This window comes from Micrococcales bacterium, from assembly GCA_016703125.1.
Lineage (GTDB): Bacteria > Actinomycetota > Actinomycetes > S36-B12 > UBA10799 > JADKAV01.
Genome location: JADJCR010000004.1, coordinates 180,178 through 203,819 on the forward strand (window position 1 = coordinate 180,178; position 23,642 = coordinate 203,819).

Genomic DNA, 23,642 nt, shown 5'->3' on the forward strand with positions numbered 1-23,642 from the left:
GCCACGCCGACGGCGCCGGGCAATCGGCTGAACGGTCCTGCGGCCGCAGTGATCAACCGCCGAAGCGGCGCTGACGGTCGGCGTACGCACGCATCGCGCGCAGGAAGTCAACCCGCCGGAAGTCCGGCCAGTAGGCCTCGCAGAAGTAGAACTCCGAATGGGCGCTCTGCCAGAGTAAGAAACCGCTGAGCCGCTGCTCGCCGGAGGTGCGGATCACGAGGTCCGGATCGGGCTGGCCGCGGGTGTACAGGTGTTCAGCGATGTGTTCGGGCTCCAGCAACTGCGCGAGGTCGTCCAGCGACGTCCCGCGATCGGCGTGTTCGACCAGCAGGGACCGCACCGCGTCGACGACCTCCCGGCGCCCGCAGTAGCCCACGGCCACGTTGACGGTCATGCCGTTGATGTCGCGGGTGGCCGCATCGGCCTCCTTGAGGACATTGGCGGTCTGGTCGGGGAGCAGGTCCAGCGCCCCCACCGGGTGGATGTGCCACTGCCCTTCGGCGGCCAGCGCCTCGACGGTGTCCGTGATGATCCCGAGCAACTGGTCGAGTTCCTCGCGCGGCCGGGCGAGGTTGTCGGTGGACAACAGCCACAAGGTCACGACCTCGACGTCGACGGCGTCACACCACCGCAGGAACTCGGCGATCTTCTCCCCGCCGACCCGGTGACCGGCCGAGGCGGTGGTGCCCTGCAAGGAAGCCCAGCGTCGATTGCCGTCCAGGATCACACCGACGTGCCGGGGGATGCGGTCGGGGTCCAGGCCTGCCAGCAGACGGCGCTCGTACAGCGAGTACGCCACGTCGCGCAGGCCCATACCCACCTCCTCTGACCGCAGGGTACCCCGCAGCGTGAACCGCGGTCAGCGCCTGTGACCCGAATGTTGCCTAGAAGTCCAGGCCCTCGTCATCGTCCTCCTCCTGGTTTCGCTGGGGCCGTTTGCGGGTCTTGCCCGGACCGCGCAGGAGGAACTCGGCGGCGTCCACCACAGACACCGGATCGCAGCGTTTGCCGCGCAGGATGACCGCATCGGTGCCGACCTGCAGCGCCACCTTCGGCTTGTCCGTCGCGATGATCAGCGCCTTGCCGGCATCGCGCAGTGCCACCAGCCGATCGGGACAGGTGTGCCGGAACTCGGCGGTGCCCAGGGTCGCGGTGTGGTCGAACATGACCAGCGGCACGGGGGCGTGCATGGCGATGGCGAAGGCGATCTGACCGGCGTACTTGCGGCTCAGATCCGCCAGAGGCAGGTGCAGCATGGAGTCGACTGCCGCCATCCTCGCCACAGGGACGACCATCTGCTCGATCTCGTCGTCGTACAGGCCGTAGGTCCCGGCCAGCAGCCGGATCGTCTGCTCGACGGACAATTCGCGAAGCCACCGGCCCTGGGGACTGACCAGCAGCAGGCTCCGGTCCGGGCGCTGCACCGATCCCGTGTCCACGGGGAGGATGCCGGCCATCACCCGCAGCGCGGCGCTGGTGCGCACCGGGTCCCGGCTGACCAGCACCAGCGCCTGTCCCGGATCGACCTGGGCACGCAGACCCTGGAACACCCAGTAGACCTCGCGCTCGTGGGAGCCCATCATGCGCGGCACGCCCTTGATGATGCGCTTCTTCTTCCTGAGCCGGACACCTTCCATGCCGGCGTCGGTGAATGCCGCCAGCGTCATTCGATCCGCCGCACGTCGACGCCCTTGCCGTACACCATCCAGATGCCCAGGGCGAGGATCACCAGGATGACCCCGAAGGAGATGGCGTAGTTCTGCCACGACTGCAGGACCTCGGGCCACACACTGGCCCGGTAGAAGTCGAGCACCCCGTGGAAGGGGTTGAGGTACAGGTACGGCACCATCCACTCCGGGAAGTTCTTCTGCGACCACAGGATGGGACTGCCCCAGAAGAACGCGCGGGTCAGTACGGAGGCGAACACCTCGACATCCGGCCACCGCAGCGCGAGTCCGGCCTGGAAGAGCGCGAACCCGGTGCACAGGAGCAACTGCAGCACCATCGCGACCGGGAACAACGCGGTCCCCCAGGTCAGGCTCGCGCCGCCGACGAAGATGAAGATCAGGATGATCGGGATCGACGTGATGAACTCGAACATCCCCACCAGCACGATGCGCACCGGCCAGATGCCCGGGGTGAGCGGACTGGTCTGCAGCACATCGCCGAACCTGATGTACGCGCGCGGGCTCTTGCGGATGGTCTGGGACAGCCACGTGAACGGGTAGATGCCGGTGATGAGAAAGACGATGAAGGGCTGCAGACCGATGCCCCGGCCGCCGGCGAATATGAACGTGAACACCGCCCACATCAGCATGGCCATCAGGAACGGCTCGCCCAGCGTCCAGACGAAGCCCAGCCGGTAGCGGCGGTAGAGCGTCTTGAGGTCCTGCCGGACCATGAGCGCGATCGTCCGACGCCTGTCCGCAAGGCGCGTGAGGTCGGAGATCATGGCCCCGATGCTAGTTGTCCGCGCGCGCGGAACCGGCCCGGGACACCGCCGGTGACTGCGGATGGGCCGCCATGTAATCGCGAGCCCACCGCGTGGCCTTGTGCTCGGCGTAGAACGAGAAGAACGGGATGGTCCCGGCCAGCATCACCAGCAGCGTGCGGGGGAACACGTTCCACTTGCAGCGCAGCGACAGGTCCAGCACCGTGACCAGGTAGATCATGAACATCCAGCCGTGCACCGTCGCCACGGGCGTATGGATGTCGTAGAAGACCCGCAGCGGGATGTGCACGAAGACCAGCAACAGGAGCAGCACCCCCACGATGTAGGCCATGATCCGGTAACGCAGCAGGGAACCGGACATCACTCCACCATCTCTTCCTGATCGCGCTGGGCTTCGATGGTGCGCTGGTCCTTCATCACCCGCAACCAGAACCACCACACGAAGCCGATGAAGACGATCCACTGCACGGCGTAGGCCGCGTTCTGCCAGTCCAGCTCCAACTGGCGCTGGGCGACGTCCCACTGCCAGCCGGCGAGCCGGACGAAGACCACCGTGACCACCAGGCAGAGCACGTGCCAGGGGATCCAACGGGGCTGCAGGATGAAGCGGATCATCAGCTCGCTACTGGCTTGTCGGGGTCGTCCGGTCCGGCGTCCTCAGGGAAGTCCACCCGCCGCAGTTGCTTGCGCATCGAGCGCATCAGGAACACCCCGGCGATCAGGAGGAAGACGAATACCGCCAGGGCACCTAAGCCGGGCCCGACCTCGCTGGGGTCGGGCAGTTCGCCTTCGACGGCGGGGATGACGAGCACGTTCCGAGTCTACGACGCGGTCGTGGCACGCCTGCGGCCGCTCAGCGCAGCCCGGCGAACAGGTCGTCCTCGGGGCCGTCGAACGGCAGCACGCTCAGCGCGAGTTCGAAGTCCTCTGTGGGCCACACCTCCCGCGCCACGTCGGCCGGCAGCGCGAACCAGTGCCCGGAGGGGTCGATCTGGGTGGCATGGGCCTTCAGGGCGGCGTCGCGTACCTCGAAGTACTCCGCGCACCGCACCCTGGTCGTCACGCGGCGACTGTCGTCAGGTCGTTCGAGGAGGTCGTCGATCCAGTGCGCGTAGGGCGACTCCAAGCCGCGCTCGACGGCGGCCTGGTGCAGGGCCAGGACCTTCCGCTTGTGGAACGTCTGGTGGTAGTAGACCTTGCTCACCTGCCACAACGGTGCCGCCTGCGCCACTGCCGCCATGGTCACCTCGTGGGTGCGGATGTGGTCGGGGTGCGGATAGCCGCCGTTCTCGTCGTACGTGGTGATCACGTGCGGCCGGAACTCAAGAATCTGTTCGACCAGGGGGGCGGTGGCCTCGTCCAGATCGAGCGCCGCGAAGCACCCGTCGGGCAACGGCGGGGGCGGGTCGCCCTCGGGGAATCCGGAATCGACGAAACCGAGCCAGGCGTGCTCCACACCGAGGATCTGCGCGGCGCGGGCCATCTCCTCCCGCCGGATCTCGGCCAGGTGTTGCGGGTCGATCTCGAGGCCCGGGTTGAGCACATCGCCGCGCTCACCGCCGGTGCAGGTCACCACCTTGACCCGAACGCCCTCGGCCACGTACTTGGCGGTGCTCGCCGCGCCCTTGCTGGCCTCGTCGTCCGGGTGAGCGTGCACGTGCATCAAGCGCAGGCCGGTGTCCACGCGACCACGATACGCACATCCGCACTGCGGCCTGCGCCAACCGGGGTGCGCTTCCGCGGCGATTCTGGGCACTATTGTCTTTTCATCGGCCCTCCGGACGCCCCACGCGCCGGTGGGCCGCCGTATCGATGAGGAGATGCGACGTGACCGAGCAGAAGGTCCACTGGCTGACCCAGGAAGCCTACGACCGGCTGACCGAGGAGCTCACCGAGCGCACCGAAGTGACGCGCCCCAAGATCAGCAAGGCCATCGAGATCGCACGCGAAGAGGGCGACCTTCGCGAGAACGGCGGGTACCACGCTGCCAAGGAGGACCAGGGCCGCAACGAGCAACGCATCCGCGAGCTCAAGCACCTGCTGCAGCACGCCCAGATCGGGCGCCCGGACGATGTGGCCGAAGGAGCCGTGAGCCACGGCTCCACCGTGACCATCGAGTTCCCGGGCGGGGATCAGGAGATGATGCTGGTGGCCTCCCGCGAGGAGAAGGCCCACACGGACTTGGAGATCTGCTCCCCCGAGTCACCCCTGGGCAAGGCCCTGCTGGGACAACACGCCGGCACGAAGGTCGACTACGAACTGCCCAACGGGCGCACCATGACGGTCACCATCGTCGAAGTGCACGACTGATCGTCATTGCACGACGGGCAGGCCCTGGCTCTGCCACGCGACGATGCCTCCGTCGAGGTCCTGCGCCTTCGTGAACCCGGCCTGTTCCATCTGGTCCAGAGCCACCTTTGAGCGGTTCGCGCTGCGGCAGTACACGGCGTAGGTCGCATTCGGGTCGAGTTGGGACAGCCCCTGGGCGAACGTCGGCGATTCGACGTCGAGGTTCACCGCATCCGGTAAGTGCCCGGACGCGTACTCAGCGGGCGTGCGGACATCGAGGGTCACCACCCCGGCCTCCTGCGTGAGTGCCTGGAAATCCGACGGCGACAGGCTCGTGGCCGTGCCGGAAGAACAGGCGGTCAGGGTCAGCGCGAACAGCGCCATGATGGCAAGCAGCAATCTCCGCATGCCCACAAGCATACCCCCCTAGGGTACTTGTCCCCAAGTCAGCCCACGGAGATGGCGAAGCCGCGGGCCTGCAGCCCGGTCACCAGTTCCCCGGCGTGCTCCGGCCCCTTGACCTCCACCTCCACGATGACGTCACACTCATCGACGCGCAGCCGCGGATCGGTGCGGCTGTGCGAGACGGTGGCGATGTTGGCCTGATGCTCGGCCACCGCGGCCAGCAACGCCTCAAGGTGACCGGGCAGATCGGGGATCCTTGCGGAGATCACCATGTAGCGGCCCGCCGCGACCAGACCGCGCTGCACGATCCGCAGGAGCAGCAGCGGATCCACGTTCCCGCCGGAGAGGGTCACCATCACCGGCGGCTCGAACAACTCGGGCTCGACGAGAACCGCGGCCAACGCTGCAGCCCCGGCAGGCTCGACAACCAGTTTGCTGCGCTCGAGGCACATGACCACCGCCCGGGCGATCTGCTCGTCGTCCACGGTCCGGAAGCTGACCCCGGCATCAGCGATGATCCCGAAGGGCAGATCACCGGGCCTGGCCACGGCGATCCCATCGGCCATCGTGTTCATGCTGGTCAGCGGGATCGGACGTCCGGCCGCCCGCGACGGCGGGTAGGACGCCGCGTCACGGGACTGCACCCCCACCACTCGCGCGGCAGGGGCGCCATCGGCCAGACCGAGGCAAACGCCCGCCAGCAGGCCCCCGCCGCCGGTGCACACGACCACGGTGCGGACCTCCGGATGCTGCTCGGCGATCTCCCGGCCGACCGTGGCCTGCCCGGCGACGATGTCGGGATGGTCGAAGGGGTGGATGAGCACCGCGCCCGTGCGGTCGCTGTGGGCCCGCGCGGCGGTCAGCGCCTCGTCCACCGTGTGCCCGGAGAACTCCACCGTGGCGCCGTAGGCGACGGTCGCCTGGATCTTGGGCAGGGTCGCACCCTCTGGCATGAACACCGTCGACTTCACCCCGAGCAACTGCGCCGCCAGCGCCACCCCCTGCGCGTGGTTGCCCGCGCTCGCAGCGACTACGCCCCTGGTCCGTTCCTCAGGACTCAGCAACGAGATGCGGTTGTAGGCACCGCGGATCTTGAACGATCCGGTGCGCTGCAGGTTCTCGCACTTGAGGTACACCGGGCCGCCCACGATGTCGCTGAGCCAGCGGGCGGGGACCGCGGGAGTGCGGAACGCCACCCCGGCGAGCCTGGCCTGGGCCGCAGTCACGGCGCCGGCGTCGATCACAGCAGACCCTCGTCCGGCGGTTGAGCCAGTTCGGCCAACATCTTGTGGACCTCGCGGGTCATCGGGTCCGCTTCAGCGATCTGCTGCGGGCGCACCGCCGTGTGGTGACCGACCATCGCCCGCGGACCGCCTCCGAACGCGATGACGGTGGCTGTCTGGTAGTTCAGGCAGATCCGGCCACCCATGGGGGCGAGTTCCGCCTCGGCGAAGAAGCCGGTGACCGGCACGGCGAGCCGGCCGTGCGCCACGGCGGCATCGTGATCGCGCGTGCCGAACATGAAACGGCCGCGCGCGGTGGACGAGAACATCAGCGCTCCCTCCAGCCGCGACCCCATCCGCGCGGCGACGCCCTCCAGCATCACGTTGAGGTCCTCGTCGGCGGCGATCTCGTCACGGACGTGGAACTGCACCGTGGCCCCCACCGGCACCGGAGCGACCATCTGCAGCGCCCCCCGCTCCCCCTCCGCCGGCTGGAACTCGTGGATGACGAAGTCCCCCATCCGGGGATCGACGGAATCCACCGCAACTCCGAGTTGCATGCCGGCCAAAGCCAGGTCGCGCTCCGGCTCGCCGAGCGATGCCACCACCTCCTGGGCCTGCAACGCAGCCGGCGTGCCGGCCAGCGACTTGAGCAGGAACCCCTCCGACTCTGTGACCGTCAGCACCGGGCCGACCGGTCGGCATGCCGGACTGGTGAGCGTCGTGACCTCGGCGTGCCCCCCGATCATCACACCAACCGCGCCGCGCTGATGGATGCGCCCGTCGAGCAGGAAACGTGTGGCCCGCGCCGGCGCTGGACCGGACGCTACAGCCCCCACCACCGGCAGGTCGTTGAGCAGGACGTCGGCGTGCGCGGCGAAATCGGTCGCGGGGAACGACCATGGATCGGTCAGCAGGATCGCGATGACGTCGTCCCGGCGCCGTCCGGGCAGCCCGACGATCTGGTGCCCCTCGGGGTCGGCCATGACTTCGAGGTGGAAGGAGCGTGCCCGCAGCCCCGGTAAGCGCGTTGCCCACACGGCCACCGCCGTCCCCTCATCCGTACCCCTGCCCGAAGCGATCACGCCGGCCGCCGAGGTGCCCAGGACCGTCGCGGACCCCAAATGGGTCTGGGCGCTGAGCAGTGCTTGTTCGGCGTCCTCGGCGTTGGCCGCAGCCACGAAGACGAACGCCAGGTTCGGGGTCGACCCGAGCTGGGTCAGCGCCTGGCGCACGGCCTTGCGCGCAAGCGCGGTCATGTCCGCCGGACCTGGTTCCGTCGCGACGGCCAAGCCTTCTCCTACCAGCCCCACCCCTGCATTCTGGCCGATGGCGCGGTGCCGGGGTCACACGGGCGACACGCACCCCGTGGCGACGGCGCGGACATGGGTAACCAGAGGCAACCTCGTTGACTGTCGCTACCCAACTTCCGCCGCGGTCAGCCACGCACCACCAGGCGCACCACGGAGTAGGCGGGTAGACCTCTTGCCACCGCCACCACCTTGTAACGCAGTCCGTCCATTCCCCTGCGGACGCGTCCGAGTCGCACCTGGCAATGCTGGGATTCCACCTCGCGCCACGCCTGCGCAGAGCGCCGTTTGGACCAGGTGCACCGACTGAAGACCCGGGGCGCCCGCAGGACGACGCGATCGCCGCGGGCGGCACGAACGCGCACCGCACCCCAGGACACCGGCGCCGACACGGGGCTCGTTTCCGGCCCGGGCTGGACCTGTGCGGGTTGGATGACGGGGCCGACCACCGCCTCGACGGCGCACAGCGCGCACACCAGGCCGGCGCCGGAGGCGACGTCGGGGCCTGGAACGTCGATGTCCGTGGCAGTACTGGTCAGAACCCCGGCGACGTCCAGGTCCGGATCGAGGGCGTAGAGCAGCGCTGCCACACCTGCGACGAAGGGGGCGGCCATGCTGCTGCCTGATTGATGGGCGTAGTGATTGCCGGGCAGCGCGGACAGGATCATCGTCCCCGGCGCGGCGAGGTCGACGTAGGTCCCCCGGCTCGAGAATGATGCCACGGCCTTCTGCGGAGTGGCCGCGGCCACTGCCGTCACACCCTCGAACGCCGCGGGATAGTCCGGAACGGCCCCGGGACCGCTGTTGCCCGCAGCGACGACGATCGCGACGCCGTGCTCCCCCGCGTACTCCACTGCGGCCGCCTGGGCCTGACTGGGGACCGGCCCACCGAGACTGAGGTTGATCACCTGGGCGCCGTGGTCCACGGCCCACACGATGCCTTCTGCAACATCGCCGGCATACCCGGCGCCGTCAGCATCGAGCACGCGGATGGGCAGGATCCTGGCTTGCGGTGCCACTCCGACCCCTCCGGCGCCGTTGTCCGCCGCGGCGATGATCGCCGCCACGTGGGTCCCGTGGCCGTTGAGGTCGGAGGACTCCGCCGAGGTCCGGCGACCCATGAGGTCCACACCCGGCAGGACCTGCCCTGCGAGGTCCTCATGACCGGCGTCCACACCGGTGTCCACGACGGCGACCGTGACGCCGGCCCCCCGCGTTGCGAGCCACGCGGCTGGCGCCTGCACGGACATCACGCCCCACTGGTCGGAGACGTTGGGGTCCTGCGCGGCGCTGACCGGGGCGTCCATTTCGACACTGCGCACCGCAGGGTCGGCCAGGCCGGCCGCAACCTCGGCCAGTGCGTCGCGGCGGCCGCTGACCGGCTCCACGGCGATGTCCAGCCCACCTGATCCCGTCTTCATCACCGTGACGACCCGTCCCGCCTCCCCGGCTCCCAGGTCCCCCACGATCCTGGCGGCGTCGCCGTTCTCCGCGGACGCCGGGGCCGTCAGCGCCGCGAGCAGCGCACACGCACCCACCAGTGCCGCGTGACGCGCTGCGCGAACCATGGACGTCCTCCATGTGTTTCATCGGCATGCGCGAACCCCCACCTGAAACCGGCGGGAATGCCTGCGTCAGTGATATCGTTAGCAGAAGTAATGAGTATTGTTAATGACTTCATCCCGCAGAGGGAGACGCATGCCGACCGAAGCCCCGGACCTGCGGATAGCGATCATGCGGCTCGCGCGACGCCTGCGCAACCAGCGCGCCGACGACACGATGACGGCCAGCCAGATGGCGGCACTCGGCACGCTGCTGCGCGAAGGACCGTTGCCCCCTGGCGAGTTGGCCGCCGCCGAGCACGTGCAGCCGCCGTCCATGACCCGGATCCTCAGCAGCCTTCAGTCGGCGGGGCTGGTGACCAGGGCACCGCATCCCACCGATGGTCGCCAGGTCATCTACGCCGCGACCGACGAGGCGCGGGCGATGGTGCAGCGGGACCGGCAGCGCCGCGACCACTGGCTCACGCAGCGGATGTCGCAACTGACACCCGAACAACGCGCGACACTGGAAGCGGCCGTACCGATCCTGGACAGGCTGGCACGGGACTAGGCGGCACATTCTCCGCGCTGCGGATCCCGGCCTATCGGCGCTACGCCACTGGTGCGCTGGCGTCGAACGTGGGCACGTGGATGCACCGCATCGCCCAGTCCTGGCTGGTCCTGCAGGTCACCGGCGACGCCCGGATGCTGGGCCTGGTCGTGGCCGCGCAGTTCGCACCGATGCTCTTCCTGGCCCCGTTCGCGGGGGTGCTCGCCGACCGGCACGACCGCCGCCGCTTGCTGCAGCTCACCCAGATCGGGATGGGACTGCAAGCGCTCGCCCTCGCCCTGCTCACCCTCACCGGACACGCCACAGGCGCCCTGATCCTGGTCTTCGCCGCTGCCCTGGGCGTGATCACGGCTCTGGACGCGCCGGCCCGGCAGTCGATCGTCTCGGACCTGGTCCCGCCCGGCCAGGTGGTCAACGCCGTGGCGCTCAACAGCGCCAACTTCAACGCCGCCCGCTTGGTCGGTCCCGCAGTGGCCGGACTCATGATCGCAGCGTGGGGAGCCGGCTGGGTGTTCCTGGTCAACGCGCTGACCTTCGCCATCATGTACGCCGCGCTGGCGGGCATCCACCTGAAGACGCGCGCTGGTCAGCACCGCACCGGCGGCCTGCGCGACGGGCTGGCCTACGTGCGGCACCGACCGGATCTGTGGTTCGTCATCGCCACGGCTGGCGGGGTGGCGATGCTGGTCTTCAACTTCCCCATCACGATCCCGCTGATGGTCTCGGACACGTTCAGCGCGGACGCCCGCACGTTCGGTGTGCTCACGTCCCTGATGGCCGTGGGCTCGCTGGCCGCCGCGCTTGCGCAAGCCCGGCGGGCGCGCACCGATGTGCGCCTGGTGGCCCTCGCGGCCATGGCGGCCGGCGGCACGGTGGTACTGGCCGGCTTCATGCCCAGCGTGTGGTCATTCGCCGCGGCCCTCATCGCGTGCGGCGCTACCTCGCTGACCATGATGACCGCCGCCAACGCCTACCTGCAGACCCACGCCGATGCTGAGCACCGCAGTCGCGTGATGGCGCTGTACATGGCGGTCTTCTTCGGCACCACGCCGGTCGGAGCACCGCTGGTGGGCCTGCTCGCCGACGAGTTCGGTCCCCGGGCCGCCCTGGTCCTGCCTGGCGTCGTGAGCTTGCTGCTGACCGGGGTGCTGGTCGCGGCGCTGCGCCGAGCGCGGCGGATGGAACCGGCGCGCTGAGGCTGGGGCCACCAGCCTCCCGCCGGGGAGCCGCATCGGGGAGTGAAACGGACACCCGGGAGCGATCCAACCCGGTTGAACCTCTCCCCAACGTCCGAACCTCTCCCGCCCTCAGCGCAACCCCGTCAACCCGGCGGCCGCACCGGCGCCCCGCCGCATCGGGGAGTGAAACGGACACCCGGGAGCGACCCAACCCGGTTGAACCTCTCCCCAACGTCCGAACCTCTCCCGCCCTCAGCCGCCGGCGGCCGGTGGCCGGGGCAGCGGGTGCCCGGCACCTCAGTCAAGGACCCGCCGCGACGCACCCATCGCCAGTCCCACCAGCCCGAGCACCGCGCCGAACCCCAACAGGTACAGCGGGAGTTCGGTCGGAATGCCGAGGTGCACGGTGATCCCGAGGATCCGGGACAGGCCCAGCGGCAACAACGCCATCTGGTCGTTGAACGTGGTCAGCGCTGCCTCCAGCCCGGACCACTGCATCAAGCCACCGAGCGCTACCACCGGCACGGCCACCGCGACCAGCACCCGGCCCAGGCCCCGCAGCCGACCACACCCGTAGGCCGACCGCATCACCACGTAGGTAACCCAGAACAACCACAGGAACGCCGCGAAACTGATCGTCACGTACACGGTGCGGAACTGCTCGTCGGTCCAGAACCGGTACCAGTACAGCAGCGGCCCGCGCACCACCACGACCACACTGAGCAACAGCGTCTTGAGCAGCAGCGCGGCCCCCACGCCCGCGTACAGCGCGAATGGATCGCGACCCCGGACGAACACCCGAGCGGTCATCGTGAACAGCGCCATCGAGCCCAAGGTCACCAGCAGGTAGCTCCACGACAACCAGCTGGAGAAGGCCCCACGGCTCGCGACGAGCAAGGCCGCCGGCAGTAGCCACGCCAACCACCGGGACGACCCGGGCCGCGGCACGTCAGGGTCCTCTGCCAGCCGCCAGGGCCGGGTCGCCCCGAGCCACAGACCGCGGGCAGCAGCACCCAACGGACCCCGGCGTCCCACCGCGCCCAGAACCAACAGGCCCACGATCCCGAGCAGGACCACCAACGTCACCACCTGCGACGAGCGCGTTCGCTCGGCATGCGCCAGGCCCGCGTCGACGGCGAAGAACGAGTACGCCGGAGTGTCGAGATCCTGCCCGTACTTGGCGGTGTGCGCAGCGACCGCCTCGTCGTAGACGGCCTTGTTGCGCTGCCATGCCGCCCAGTCCGCGGGGTCGCCGGTGTCGAGCCAGTCGTAGTACGAGAGGAAGGCCGCGCGAAATGCCCCGAGGGTGGCGAAGAGATCCGCCTCGTACTCCAGCGAGTGGATCAGGCTCTCCCGCAGCGCGGGGTCCTTCCACGTCGCCGGATCCGTCGCCTCGGCGGTCGCCAGCATCTCCTCGGCGGTGCGCTGTGCCGTCGCAGCCCCGTCGATCGCCTCCTGGATGCGACCGCGGGAGGCGTTGTGAATGACGCTGAGCGCTGCGGTGTCGCCACTGACGATGTCCCACTCGAAGATCCACATCATCGGCGGCGGCTCGAGCCCGAGCGCGAGCACGCGCTTGTCCGCGTACGGCGGGATGTACAGCCCCTGCTTGGTCACCTCGCGCGACGTCGCGAAGATCCCCTGGAGGGCCTTGATCGTTTTCGGGTCATCGCTGAAGTTCTGCGCGATCCACGACTGGTTGACCGCGGCGAGATCGGCATTGCGATCCCACGCCAGCCGGCCGGTTGCGTACACGTCGAGGTCGTACAACTGCCAGTAGCCGGACTTCAGATACAGCGACATCGGTCCGGCCCGCCACGGCCCACCGTCCTGCGTCCAGACCCAGACGCCCTGAATGTTCGGGTTCTTCTGCTCGAAGTCCTTCAGCGCGGCCTGGTGGTCGGCGGACAGGTAGTTCGGGAAGGAACTGAACGCCTCGAACTCGCGCCGGGACTGGAACTCCACGATGCGCGGCTGCCCGCCCTGTTCCAGCGTGGGATTCAGCGGCAGCCAGGAGTAGAAGTCGCCCATCGTGAACTTCGTGACGACCACGAGGTTGTCCGCGGGGATGCCGTCGAGCACCGTGGCATACGACTGCGGGTTGGTGTGCATGTCCCCGACTTCACCCACCCCCACCGACCACGTGCGGAAGTAGACGGTCTTGTCGTGCTCGGCCGCGGTGTCGGTGAACTTCGTGAGCATGGTGCGTACCGAGTCCACCGTGGTGACGGCCAGCGTGGAGAAGTAGTCCCACCCGGGCATGTTGTAGACGCTGCCGGCCTCACCGATACGGATCATGAGCCCGTCGACGTACGGCATGTTCTCGAAGAACTCCGCTAGGCCCGCCTGGTACAACTCCCAGAGCCGGGGATCGTCGACGTCGAACCCGCCGAGCTCGCGCTCCACGAAGTCATTGAGCGGGCCGGTGTTGGCGAGCATGTCGGTCTTGAACACCACGCGCATGCCCATGTCAGCGGCGTACTTCCACATCTGCCCGAATTGCTCGACCATCGCGTCGTGACGGGCGCGGTACGGGCTGTCCTCGGCATAGACCTGGTAGCCGTCGCCAACATTGTCGAAGTTCACGTACTCGAGGAACCCGTTGACGACGACGCCGTTGTAACCGTAGGCGCGGATGTGGTCGATGTAGTCCTGCCACTCCTGCGTCACCCGTTCCATCCCGGCGGGATCCACCCACGGGGGCTTGGACAGGATCACATCGGCGAACTGCTGCGAGTTGTGCGAGTAATCGTCCTGCGCCGCCCAGGCCTGCGGATCAGGCTCCACCCCCACCGCGCCGAAGTCGGCGAACCGGTACTCGAGGTCCGGAACCACCGGGGCGCCGGCCAGGTCCGGCAGGCCGGTGCCCCCGGCGATCGCATCTGCGGCGGCAAGCAGGCCGTTGGCCATCCCCTCCCGGCCCGCCCCGGACACCCCGACCGGGCCGAGGCGATACGCCTGGGCAGGCAGGTCGGCGGTGCGAACGGTGAAGTCGGCCGGCCCGGTCACGACACGCGGACGCGTACCGGTGCTGGCTTCCACCGCGTCCTGGAACCACACGACCGCCATCACCAGCAGCGGGTCGTCTCGGTACCCGGCGGGCGTCGCCACCGTCGCGATGTCCGGCGGCTCGGCTGCAGCGGCGACACGGGACACGGGGATGGGCGCGGTGGGTTGGGCCTGCTTGGGCTCGATGGACAACGCGAGCAGCCCGTTGGTGGCTGTGGCCACTCCGAAGCCGATGAGGATCGCAACCAGTGCGTAGACCAGTGAGCCGATCCACCACCTGCGCCGCTTCATGATCAGCAGGGTAGGCCCGTCGGGAGTCGGGGAGCGATACAACCGCGTCGAATCGCTCCCCGATGTGCGCCTCTCCAACGCCTTGCGCGGGCCTCACCGCACCCGGCGGAACCCCGGGTGCTCACCCAAAGTCGGCACCTCGCCGGCCACGAACCGTGCCAACAACCCTGAGCACAAGGCCCGCGCACGATCCGGGTCCTGGCCCCCGCCGCACAACCGTCGCCCGAAACCCCGCGCCCGGCCCTGCAGGATGTCGGCGTGCCCGAGGTCCGGCACCACCAGGTGCACGGCTTCGGGCGTAGCGCGCACGAACTGCTCGTGGTTCGCCCCCACCGGGGCACACGGACCCGAGACTCCGGCCCCGATGATCCAGGTCGGCCCGATGTACTCAGCGAAGCGCCGCGTTACGAGGTCGCGGGCCGGTCGCCGCCCCTGCCCATCGACGGGGTCCACAAGGCACAGGCCGGCGACCCGTTCGCCGAGGACCCCTGCAGCCAGCCACGCCGCCTGCCCCCCACGCGAATGTCCCGCGAGGAACACACGGCCGGGGAGTCCGGCGACCAGTTGCACCGCGGCCTCGGTCTCCTGTCGCACCGTGTGCTTGCCGCGCAGTGCAGCCAGCCCTCGCGGGTACAACTGCGGCACCACCAGGGAAACGCCCACCGGGTCGAGCAACGCCGCGTACGCCGACGCGGCGGTCATGAAGCCGGGCAGGAACACCAGCGTGCGGTCACCGCCGGTGTCACGCCGCAGCACCGGCACCCTCGCGCCGCAGGGTCTCCGGCATGCGCAGGGCCAGCAACAGCGCCAGTGCCGACACAGCCACCCCCGCGGCGAACGCAACGGAGAAGCTGGAGCGGTCGAGCAACAAGCCCCCGACCAGCGGCCCGACGATCGACCCGAAGTCCGACATCATCTGGAAGCCGGCGACGACGGAGCCGCCGTGGTGCCCTCTGGACACGTCGCCGACGATGGCGGTCGGCGAGGGTCCGAGGAAGGCCCCCGAGACCCCGGCCACTGCCATCGCGATGAGGAACCACGCCGCGTTGGGGGCCGCGGCGAGCACCACCAGCGACAACACACCCACCGCCAGCCCGATCACGAGCGCGGGCTTGCGGCCGCGGTGGTCGGCTGTGCGGCCGCCGATCGCGAGCAGTGCCGCTTGCAGTCCCGCCGCCACCACGAACCCCACGCCAGCCAGACCCGGCCCTTCGCGCAGACCCTCCACCACGAACAGCGGGACCAGCGACGAGCGCAGGCCGAAGAAGACGAAGCCGTTGGCGAAGTTGGCGCCGAGCGCAGCCTGGTAGGCGGGCAGTTTCAAGGTCGGCAGGAAACCCATGCGTTCGGTGTCGTCGGCCAAATGCGGCGACTCCTGATGCTCGAGCCGCGGGAGCAACGCGACCGCCACGAGGAAGGCCGCCAGCAGCGTCCCCGCATACACGAAGAAGGGCGCGCGGATCGACAGCCCGATCACCAATCCGCCCACCGCCGGACCGGCGACGCCACCGATGAGGAAGCCGGCCTGGAATGCACCCGACGCCCGGCCGCGGTACTCGGGGGCGGCAACCCGCAGCAGCAGGGCCGTCGCGGAGATGGTGAACATGGCCGAACCGGTCCCGCCGATCCCCCGCAGCAGCAGCAACTGCACGTAGTCGGTGGCGAACCCGGCCGCCAGGCTGGACAGGCCGACGATCGCCAGGCCGGTGGACATGATCGTGCGTTCACCGAAACGGTTGACCAGCCAGCCGGCCGCGGGACTGCTCACGAGGCGCATGAAGGCGAACACGCTGATGACGGCGCTGGCGGCGAATGCGGTGACTCCGAACGTGCGCGCGAACAGCGGGATCGCGGGGATGACGATGCCGAAGCCGAGCGCCACGCAGAACGCGATCGCCGCGAGGACGGTGACCTCCCTCGGCAGTCCGCCGATCCTTGGCACCCACGTCTTCACGCGTGCCACTATCGCAGCCGGTTTCGCACTCGCCGGAACTGGGCGAGACTGGACACATGGACCTGCGCAGCATCTTCACCGACAAGCGCTCGATGGTGGCATCCGAGAATGCCCTGCCGTCGCGCGACGCATCGCCATTCACCGTGCCCGACCGCAACGTCGTCCTGGGAACCCGCATGCACGCACCGTGGGATGACGGGGTCGAGGTGATCTACCTGGCCATGGGCTGCTTCTGGGGCGCCGAGGAGTACTACTGGCAGTTGCCGGGGGTGGTCTCCACGGCGGTCGGCTACATGGGTGGCTACTCGGGCTATCCCACGTACGAACAGGTCTGCACGGGACGCACGGGCCACACCGAGACCGCGCTCGTGGCCTACGACACGGCCCGCGTTTCGACGCTGGAGGTACTGCGGTTGTTCTGGGAGCATCACGATCCGACCCAGGGCTTCCGGCAGGGCAACGATGTGGGGACCCAGTACCGCTCGGCCATCTTCTGGACCACGGAAGAGCAGCGCGCGGTTGCTGAGAAGACGCGAGACGCGTACCAGGACGTGCTGACCGCCCGCGGGATCGGGCCGATCACCACGGAGATCGAGCCGGCCGCCGAGCACACGTTCTACTACGCCGAGGAGTACCACCAGCAGTACCTGCACAAGGTCGAGCACGGTTACCAAAGTGGCAGTCTTTACCGGTGCCATGCGAATACCGGGGTGGCGTTGCCGCTATAGAAGGCATTGAGCCACTGCGAGTTGGTGGTTTGCGACTGATCGCCATGCACTGACCGCACCGATCGACCAACCCCCATGCCTCGAAGAATCGGCTTCTGCCAATGCCCGATCGGATTCTGAAGCCGACTAGCCCACTTCGGGGGCGCTGTCCGCACTGGCCAGCGGGTCATTAGGGCCTGCCTGCCGACCGAGCAAGTGGGGGGGAGCCGCACGTTCCCGATCCAGTAGGTCCGACGTGCGATTTCGCGACGTCGACGTACTAGTCGCGGCCTGGCCGAGAGCGCGACTGATACCAACCCCGCAGACCATTGGTGCTTGCCACCGCGTGGTGGATTGCGGCGGACCCCCCCCCCGCCCCCCCCCCGGGGCCCCCCCCCGCCCGGGCGGGGGGGGGGCGGGGGCGGGGGGGGGCCCGCCGCCCGGGCCGGGGGCCGGGGGGGGCCGGGCGCCCCCCGGGGGCCGGGCGGGGGGGGGGGCCGGCGGCCGGGGGCGGGGGGGCCGGGGCCGGGCGGCCGGGGGGCCGGGGGGGGGGGGGGGTTGGTGAGGCGACACCCTCGCCGGTTGACTGTCATCGAGACTCACCCAGGGTGCGGGCAGTCAGACTGTCTGGCGGTCTACAAGATCGTCGGAGACGATGCCCACAGTCTGGTGCATATGAACCACGAAACGGGGGGGCGCCGGGGGGGGGGGGGGGGGGGGGGGGGGGGCGGGGGGGGGGGGGGGGGGCATGGGGGGGGGGGGGCATCGGCTGCCATCTTCATGGGCCGCGAGATCTGGGCTGGCCGGAAGCAATCATGGCCCGCGATCGCCGACGGGATCTCGTCGAGTTGTACGAATCCGCTGCCGACCCTTCTTGCCCCCTCAAGCACACCCGCGGCACGTCCCACATCGACAGGGATCCGCGCCATTTCCGCCTTCATGGAACGAGTCGCACTTGCTGTTCGTGTGCGCTGGATCATGGAGAACGGGGTTCTTGACAGCGCGGGTTACGAAGGTGGGGTTCGAAGGGAACACTTCCAAGCCCTGCCCATGGCCCAGCGGCAACTTGAAGAACTGCGAGGCGATCCCGGCCCGCTGGGGCTATTCGAGTACCGGTTCTGGTTCCTGCTTCCGTCGCAAGGAGAGAAGCCAGTTCTCGCAATCGATCAACATTCTGGCTTGGCCTGGGACCAAGACCGCGAGTATGACTTGCTCCAGACGTACAAGGACGTCGGCAGAGCAGCGTGGACAGACCACCTGGTCCGGCACCTTGGAGCGGTATTCCCACCCGCACGCTGACCGAGTCGTGGACGATGGTGAGGGGTCGGCGGGGGAGATGCACCGCACGCGGCAGGTCGCCGGGGCGCCCCCCCCGACCCCCACCCACACCCCCCCCACACCGCCAGCGCGCCGCCCACCAAAGGGCAGCCGGCCGCACCCCCCCCGGCCCACCGGCCGCCCCCCCCCGCGCCCCGCCCGCCGGGGGGCCCCGCCCCCCCCGGGCGGCGGGGCCGGGCACGGCCGCGGGCCGGGGGGGGCGGGCTGGCGCGGTGCCCGACTCGAGTCCGAGAGCCGGGTCACCTCTCTCGGGGCCGCTGTCACCGCGGACGCCAGCACACGGGCGAGAACCCCGAGGACACAACCGCCAAATGGGCAGATTCTCTGTAACCTCCGGCCTCCCGTCAACCGAACACCATCCGGACTTGTGATCGACGAGGCCGGGCGACGGGGGGACGGCCACACCAGGCCTGGCAACTGCGCGTCTTCCGATTCGCTTCAGTCGTGCCCATGGAATGAGCGCACCGACAGTTTCAACTCGTCAGCGGCGGCGAACTCCCTGACCCGAAGTTGGATGGTTCGTTTTCGGATGACGTCCTCCGCCTTCGATGAAGCTAGCGTGCCGATGGGGTCGCGTACGGCACGGACGAACGGGGCTGCGTTCTGGAGGTCGGCCCGCAGGTTGCCCACTAGGTACAACCAGAAGTGATCCCGCATCGGTCCGCCGGCCGTCTTCCATTCGTTCCAGCTCATCGCCTGGACCTTGGCATCGACGCCTGAGGACTTGAGCTCAATCATCCGGTCGACCTCGGTACCGACGATCGTCAGAATGTCGAACCCCGGATAGAGATCGCTGATTCCTTGGCTGCCGAGCCCCGCGAGCACCCGCTCAACCACCGGTGACTGCTCACAGGCTTCTTTGATCATGCCGGGTGAACTGACATCCACGATGAAGACGTCTGTTTCGGGAATCGGTTCGTCGCCGGGAAGGATTGCGATCGAACGACCAGGGAAGCGACGTTGCTCGAAGGCAATCGTGATGCGCATGCCGAGGCGATCTAGCTCACTGAGGTCTGTCCCCTGCGCCGCTCGGGGGGCACCAGGGGTGACGCTACCCGCACCCCCTCCTGAATGCGATCCATTGGAGTGAACCCTTCCGCCGATCGCAACTGCGGGCGTATTCATGATCCGGATGATCTCGCCGTCGATGAGGAGGTCGTCGAAGTGATGCAGCGGGACGCGTGGCGCTGCCGGCAGCACTTCAGGTGGGTGGCCCACACGTGAGCCCGCGGCGGCCTCTGTCGATTCTCCATCACTCTGAGATGTGACAGTCGACTCTGGCGCACCGCCAAGCCCCTCCGTCTGCACATCGTCGTGACCGGCCAGCCGTTCGGCCACCCCCGGGAGATTGTCTGAGGCGCCAGCCAGTTCGAGCAGTTGCGTGCGCATCTCGTCGCTGGCGGTGATGAAGGAGAGAAAGGTCTCCACAGTATTCACTCCGAGGGCCTGCGCAAGCGCCATTGCCAGTGCCTGTGCGTCCTCTGCTATCGGCGGCCACTCAGGACCGGTCCAGACGATGAAGCCCTGCAATGCGCCATCCTCGGCGTGCCGGACGTGATAGGTCCTCTGGGCGATGTCTCCGAGGTCTTCACCTTTGAATGCGCAACTCATCGAGAGGGACTCGACGGGCTCAACCCTTTCGATGAACTCGTCGATCAACTGCTGGTCCTGGGCGCTTCGGTCTGCCCTATCAGCGCTCAGACGTGCCAGTAGCGAACGTCGGAGGTCGTGCAATCCACCGCGGAAGGTGGCCATCTGGTCCTCATCGAGGGCTAGTTCTCCTGGCCGGACACTCCACTGCAGGGCTTCTTCGAGGAATGGCACACCGAAAAGCTCGCGAAGGGGTCTGTCGGCTCCCGGTTCGGCTTCGAGCACGAACAGCGGCACTCGATCCTGCACTCCACTTCGCTCTCGGCTACCAGGCACTGAGGCGTAGAGGACATCGCGAGCGGGAAGGAACTCGATTCCTGTGGCCGTCCGTGCGGCCAGTAGCGAAGTGGCCAAGGCCTTCGCGCCGGTAGTGGGCGTTCCGGCGAGCAGCGCGAACATCTGACGGTAGATGGGCCTCAGTTCGCGACGGGCGATCTGCTCAGTCACACCGTCGGGATTGATCTGCGAGAGGCGCTCGCACAGGTCACGGGCATCCTCGACGGTGAACGCCGCCGGAGTCAGTTCCCCACGGACCTGGAGTTCGTCCAGGCATGCACGCAGGGACGCAGCCGAAACGTCTTCTGGCTGCGTCAGAACGGGGAGATAGGTGTCTGCGCTGCGTCCGCCACGCGCCAGCCTTCGTTCGAGTTCATCGGTGCGGCGCCACGTCTGCCCTGGACGCCGCGGTCCGCGGCTCGTGGGACAGATGGCGTGATTACGCAGCCGATGCAGCCAGAAGTCGGGGCCGCCACTGACCACTTCTTCGGTCGTCGCCCGTGGCGGCGCGGAGCGCGAAGAAGGCCATTTGCCTGTCCCCACCAGAGCCAGTTCTGTCATCGTGTGCTTGGCGTAGTAGGGCCAGTTGCGGACCAGGTGCGTGAGGAGTTCACCTGCGACGGCGTTACCAGCCTGGCGGGCGACCGTCGCGATCTCGTCAAGGCGGTCGAGGTTGTGCACCTGATACAGGTAGTGGTCAGTGGTCGTCCATCGAGGGTCGCTCTCGAGGGAGCCGATCAGGTCGGACTGGTACTGCGACCACGCATCGTTCAGCCCGTTGAACGCCCAGCCGCCCGGGAGCCCGAGGCCTTTCGTGCTGGTCCAGCCTGTACCGGTGTCGTCGACGTCGTGGAAGTGAATGAGGCGAAGGCCGCGGCTGACCCCAAGCCATGCGAAGAAGTTGCGCCACCGATCGTCGGCGGTCGTTTCCAACGCCTCATCGGTGTCATCCTCCAGGTCGACTTCGCCTTCGTCCTGGCTCGACTGGCCCGGGACTCCGGTCCCCTCTTCGGACTGGACCCCGAGTGTGCCTGCGAACTCGGCGAATGCCTCCGGCGCTGCCAGGAACTTCAGGTCCACCTTCTGGCCGGCGGCGGCCATGGCGTCGAAGATCCCCTCGACGGAGTCATCCCCGACCCAGTCCCGTCCGAAGTAGACCTGGTGTGCAGGAGCCCACAAGAGTTGACCGTCTTGATCAGGCCGGCATGGAACCTCGAGTCGGCTCAGGTTGAAGAAGGCACGGTCGGACCCAAGGCGGCCCATCGGCAGCGGATTCTCCGGCTTCGTGGTCTTGCCAGCAAGACGGCAGATCGTCGCAAGCGCTTCGATGGAGCGGTTCGCCTCCCGAAGTTCGGTGTCGATGCCGCCCTTGCGTGTGAAGCCGGGCAGCACGGCGGCGCGCATGACTTCCTCGAACCGAAACTCCTTGATGCCGAAGAGCCCGTCCCACGCCTTCATGCGATCTCCAAGCACCGAACTCTGTTCCGACCGGCCCAGGTTCCCCCAGCAAACGGCGTGTGCCAAGAATCGGATCCGACGCAGCGGAAGGTCCTCCGCAGAGCCGGCCGGCGGGTAGAACGCAGTCTCATCTCCCAGTGCGATACGACGAACCCTTCCCGCCTCGTCCTCACCAACCGGGAACACCGCTTCTGCCCGTGCGACCCCTTCGAGTTGTTGCCGCTCGCTGGCATCAGCTCGGTCCCACATCAGCGCGCACAGGTCGAGAACCGGATCGATCCGGTAGCGAGAATCTGAACCAACACGCAGAACCGCCTTGGCCGGGTCCAAGTGACGAGCGAGCGCCTGCAGCGACCGAGCAGCGGTGAGGGCAGTTGCCCCATAGTCCGCACAAACGGCCGCCAACTCGCCCTCGCAGAACTCCGGATCAGGGAAGTGCCTGTCTGAGACCGTGCTGCCGGCGGCCAACAAATGAACGAAGGCCGGCCCCTGCTCCTCCAGTAATGGAGACGGTAGAACGACCTCGCGCAGGGTCAGTGCCTCGCCGCCGGACGGAATGAGCGAAGTCGCCGCGAGCCTGAGCGTGAGGGCCCGAGTGAGCAGATCGGCCGCAGGCCCTACGTCTGCGGCGCTGCGGTCAAGGATTCGAAGCACGTAGCGCAAGCCGCCCTTGTCGATCAGATGGGGCATGAGCAACCGCACGAACGTGTCGGCGGCCTGGTGCACGAGGTACCCGTTGTAGTTGTCAGGGGATTCATCGACTTGTACGTGTTGGCGCGACAGGTCCGTCGTGAAGGCGCCGTTGACCAGCACTGAGCATCCGGAGGGTTCCTGCGTTGGCAAGAAGACGTGGAAGCGCTGGTTCGAAGGTGCGATTCGCGGATCATCCTCGTCGCGTACGGCTACCGATACCTCAGTGATGTCCACCCCGTCCCACGCGGGCCCGGAGAGTCCATCGCGATGGCTGCCGATGGGGACCTCACCGTTGTGGGCCACCCAGTACCGGTCTCCTTCTGCGTCCATGTTGACGAGATCGACCCGGTAGAGGCCACTGCTCTCCATGCCACTGCAGGGCTCGATACCGGCCTCAGCCACACGATGGCGCTCAAGAAGCCACTGCCGATCCGTCTTCTCCGCGGCCGTGACAACCTCGATGAGAACCTCTTCGAGATGCTTCAGGAAGATGACACTCGTCATGGGCAGGGTCAACAACTGGTGCGCCAGAGCCGCAACTTGTCCCATCGTGAACCCCTCCCGAAATGGGAACCGGAATGCGGTCCGGAAGCCTTCGCGCTGGAGGTCCCGCCAAATCGCGTGGTTCTGATCGATGGTGATTGGGAACCGCATGGCAGGGACATCACGAACCTGTCCGCGGCCGAGTCTCCCCCAGAGCAACCTGACCTGCTCGCCGGCGCTGTGCTTACCGAGACGGAACGCGACCGTCTCCGAGTACGCCTCCGGCGCATCCGTGATCTCCAGCACGGACTTGAATCCCAAGCCCTTGTGACCGATGCTCGCTCGTTTCGGGCCCAACGAGCCGACTTTCGAACTGGCACCCAGTCCACACAACCCACGAACATCGGCTTCTGTGAAGGCCCGACCGGTATTGGCAACCCAGAGTTCATCATCTGTGACTCTGAAGAGAACGCGGTCATCCGTGCTGGCAATGCCTGCAAACGAGTCGTCGGCGTTCTGCAACAATTCGTAGACGAGGCGCCCCCGGTAATCGTGAGCGACCTGGGACTCCTGACTGACGTCCTCCTGGAGTCGCCCGGGGGACTCGCGATAGACGGCTAGATTCTCACGGCAAATGCTTTCCAAGACCGCGTGGGTGTCTGCGCTCTGCTCGGTCACGTTCACATCACCCATTCCACCGCAAGGGTCGGACACTAGTCCGGTGCAAACCCAGGTTGATCTGTGCGTCCACGGCCGGGTGTCGAACCGCGAAACCAGGCACGGACGCGTTGCATTCCTTCGCAATGACAGATCC

Annotated in this window: 19 protein-coding genes; 4 read left to right on the plus strand and 15 right to left on the minus strand. The window is 68.0% G+C overall.

Features of this window, described 5'->3' with window-relative positions:
* Nucleotides 1-52 precede the first annotated feature (52 nt).
* From IPG68_07615 to mca, 7 genes are all read right to left on the minus strand, one after another.
* A complete protein-coding gene (locus IPG68_07615; GenBank protein ID MBK6763142.1) occupies nt 53-814 on the minus strand; it encodes an isoprenyl transferase in 762 nt (253 codons plus the stop codon).
* A 70-nt stretch (nt 815-884) separates the two neighbouring features.
* A complete protein-coding gene (locus IPG68_07620; GenBank protein ID MBK6763143.1) occupies nt 885-1,667 on the minus strand; it encodes a hypothetical protein in 783 nt (260 codons plus the stop codon).
* Nucleotides 1,664-2,452: an ABC transporter permease gene (locus IPG68_07625; GenBank protein MBK6763144.1), complete on the minus strand. Its 789-nt coding sequence runs from the start codon at nt 2,450-2,452 to the stop codon at nt 1,664-1,666. The genes IPG68_07620 and IPG68_07625 overlap by 4 nt, the downstream gene beginning before the upstream one ends.
* 10 nt (nt 2,453-2,462) lie before the next feature.
* On the minus strand, nt 2,463-2,813 hold the full coding sequence (locus IPG68_07630; GenBank protein ID MBK6763145.1) for a DUF3817 domain-containing protein: 351 nt from the start codon (nt 2,811-2,813) through the stop codon (nt 2,463-2,465).
* Nucleotides 2,813-3,067 carry a hypothetical protein gene (locus IPG68_07635; protein ID MBK6763146.1) on the minus strand — a complete coding sequence of 85 codons (255 nt, stop codon included), beginning with the start codon at nt 3,065-3,067 and terminating at the stop codon, nt 2,813-2,815. Before IPG68_07635 ends, IPG68_07630 begins: the two co-directional genes overlap by 1 nt.
* Nucleotides 3,067-3,264, minus strand: coding sequence for a hypothetical protein (locus IPG68_07640; protein ID MBK6763147.1), 198 nt, complete (start codon nt 3,262-3,264; stop codon nt 3,067-3,069). Before IPG68_07640 ends, IPG68_07635 begins: the two co-directional genes overlap by 1 nt.
* Before the next feature lie 41 nt (nt 3,265-3,305).
* On the minus strand, nt 3,306-4,115 hold the full coding sequence (gene mca / locus IPG68_07645; protein ID MBK6763148.1) for a mycothiol conjugate amidase Mca: 810 nt from the start codon (nt 4,113-4,115) through the stop codon (nt 3,306-3,308).
* A gap of 164 nt (nt 4,116-4,279) precedes the next feature.
* Here mca and greA point away from each other — a divergent pair, with 164 nt between their 5' ends.
* Nucleotides 4,280-4,762, plus strand: coding sequence for a transcription elongation factor GreA (greA, locus tag IPG68_07650; GenBank protein MBK6763149.1), 483 nt, complete (start codon nt 4,280-4,282; stop codon nt 4,760-4,762).
* Between the two features lie 3 nt (nt 4,763-4,765).
* Here the strand turns inward: greA and IPG68_07655 are convergent, their stop codons facing one another.
* The 4 genes from IPG68_07655 to IPG68_07670 form a co-directional block, all read right to left on the minus strand.
* Complete coding sequence (locus IPG68_07655) at nt 4,766-5,149, minus strand: rhodanese-like domain-containing protein (GenBank protein MBK6763150.1); 384 nt, start codon at nt 5,147-5,149, stop codon at nt 4,766-4,768.
* A 38-nt stretch (nt 5,150-5,187) separates the two neighbouring features.
* Nucleotides 5,188-6,387: a threonine ammonia-lyase gene (locus IPG68_07660; protein ID MBK6763151.1), complete on the minus strand. Its 1,200-nt coding sequence runs from the start codon at nt 6,385-6,387 to the stop codon at nt 5,188-5,190.
* Nucleotides 6,387-7,661 (minus strand): FIST C-terminal domain-containing protein, encoded by a 1,275-nt coding sequence (locus IPG68_07665; protein ID MBK6763152.1) that lies wholly within the window; start codon nt 7,659-7,661, stop codon nt 6,387-6,389. Before IPG68_07665 ends, IPG68_07660 begins: the two co-directional genes overlap by 1 nt.
* Nucleotides 7,662-7,807: 146 nt before the next feature.
* Nucleotides 7,808-9,247 (minus strand): S8 family serine peptidase, encoded by a 1,440-nt coding sequence (locus IPG68_07670; protein ID MBK6763153.1) that lies wholly within the window; start codon nt 9,245-9,247, stop codon nt 7,808-7,810.
* A 130-nt stretch (nt 9,248-9,377) separates the two neighbouring features.
* Between IPG68_07670 and IPG68_07675 the strand changes: the two genes are divergently transcribed.
* Both IPG68_07675 and IPG68_07680 read left to right on the plus strand, forming a co-directional pair.
* The gene (locus tag IPG68_07675) at nt 9,378-9,791 is read left to right on the plus strand and encodes a MarR family transcriptional regulator (GenBank protein ID MBK6763154.1); all 414 of its coding nucleotides are present in this window, start codon (nt 9,378-9,380) and stop codon (nt 9,789-9,791) included.
* A gap of 80 nt (nt 9,792-9,871) precedes the next feature.
* A complete protein-coding gene (locus IPG68_07680; GenBank protein ID MBK6763155.1) occupies nt 9,872-10,987 on the plus strand; it encodes an MFS transporter in 1,116 nt (371 codons plus the stop codon).
* 279 nt (nt 10,988-11,266) lie between these two features.
* Here IPG68_07680 and IPG68_07685 read toward each other — a convergent pair whose 3' ends face one another.
* The 3 genes from IPG68_07685 to IPG68_07695 all read right to left on the minus strand — a co-directional run bounded on the left by IPG68_07685 (nt 11,267) and on the right by IPG68_07695 (nt 16,211).
* A complete protein-coding gene (locus IPG68_07685; GenBank protein ID MBK6763156.1) occupies nt 11,267-14,269 on the minus strand; it encodes a hypothetical protein in 3,003 nt (1,000 codons plus the stop codon).
* Between the two features lie 93 nt (nt 14,270-14,362).
* Nucleotides 14,363-15,025, minus strand: coding sequence for a hypothetical protein (locus tag IPG68_07690; GenBank protein ID MBK6763157.1), 663 nt, complete (start codon nt 15,023-15,025; stop codon nt 14,363-14,365).
* Nucleotides 15,012-16,211 carry an MFS transporter gene (locus IPG68_07695; GenBank protein ID MBK6763158.1) on the minus strand — a complete coding sequence of 400 codons (1,200 nt, stop codon included), beginning with the start codon at nt 16,209-16,211 and terminating at the stop codon, nt 15,012-15,014. The genes IPG68_07690 and IPG68_07695 overlap by 14 nt, the downstream gene beginning before the upstream one ends.
* A 68-nt stretch (nt 16,212-16,279) precedes the next feature.
* Here IPG68_07695 and msrA point away from each other — a divergent pair, with 68 nt between their 5' ends.
* On the plus strand, nt 16,280-16,951 hold the full coding sequence (msrA, locus tag IPG68_07700; protein ID MBK6763159.1) for a peptide-methionine (S)-S-oxide reductase MsrA: 672 nt from the start codon (nt 16,280-16,282) through the stop codon (nt 16,949-16,951).
* A gap of 1,755 nt (nt 16,952-18,706) precedes the next feature.
* On the opposite strand, the gene IPG68_07705 is transcribed toward msrA, so the two are convergent.
* Nucleotides 18,707-23,506, minus strand: coding sequence for a DUF3883 domain-containing protein (locus tag IPG68_07705; GenBank protein MBK6763160.1), 4,800 nt, complete (start codon nt 23,504-23,506; stop codon nt 18,707-18,709).
* Between the last annotated feature and the right edge of the window lie 136 nt (nt 23,507-23,642).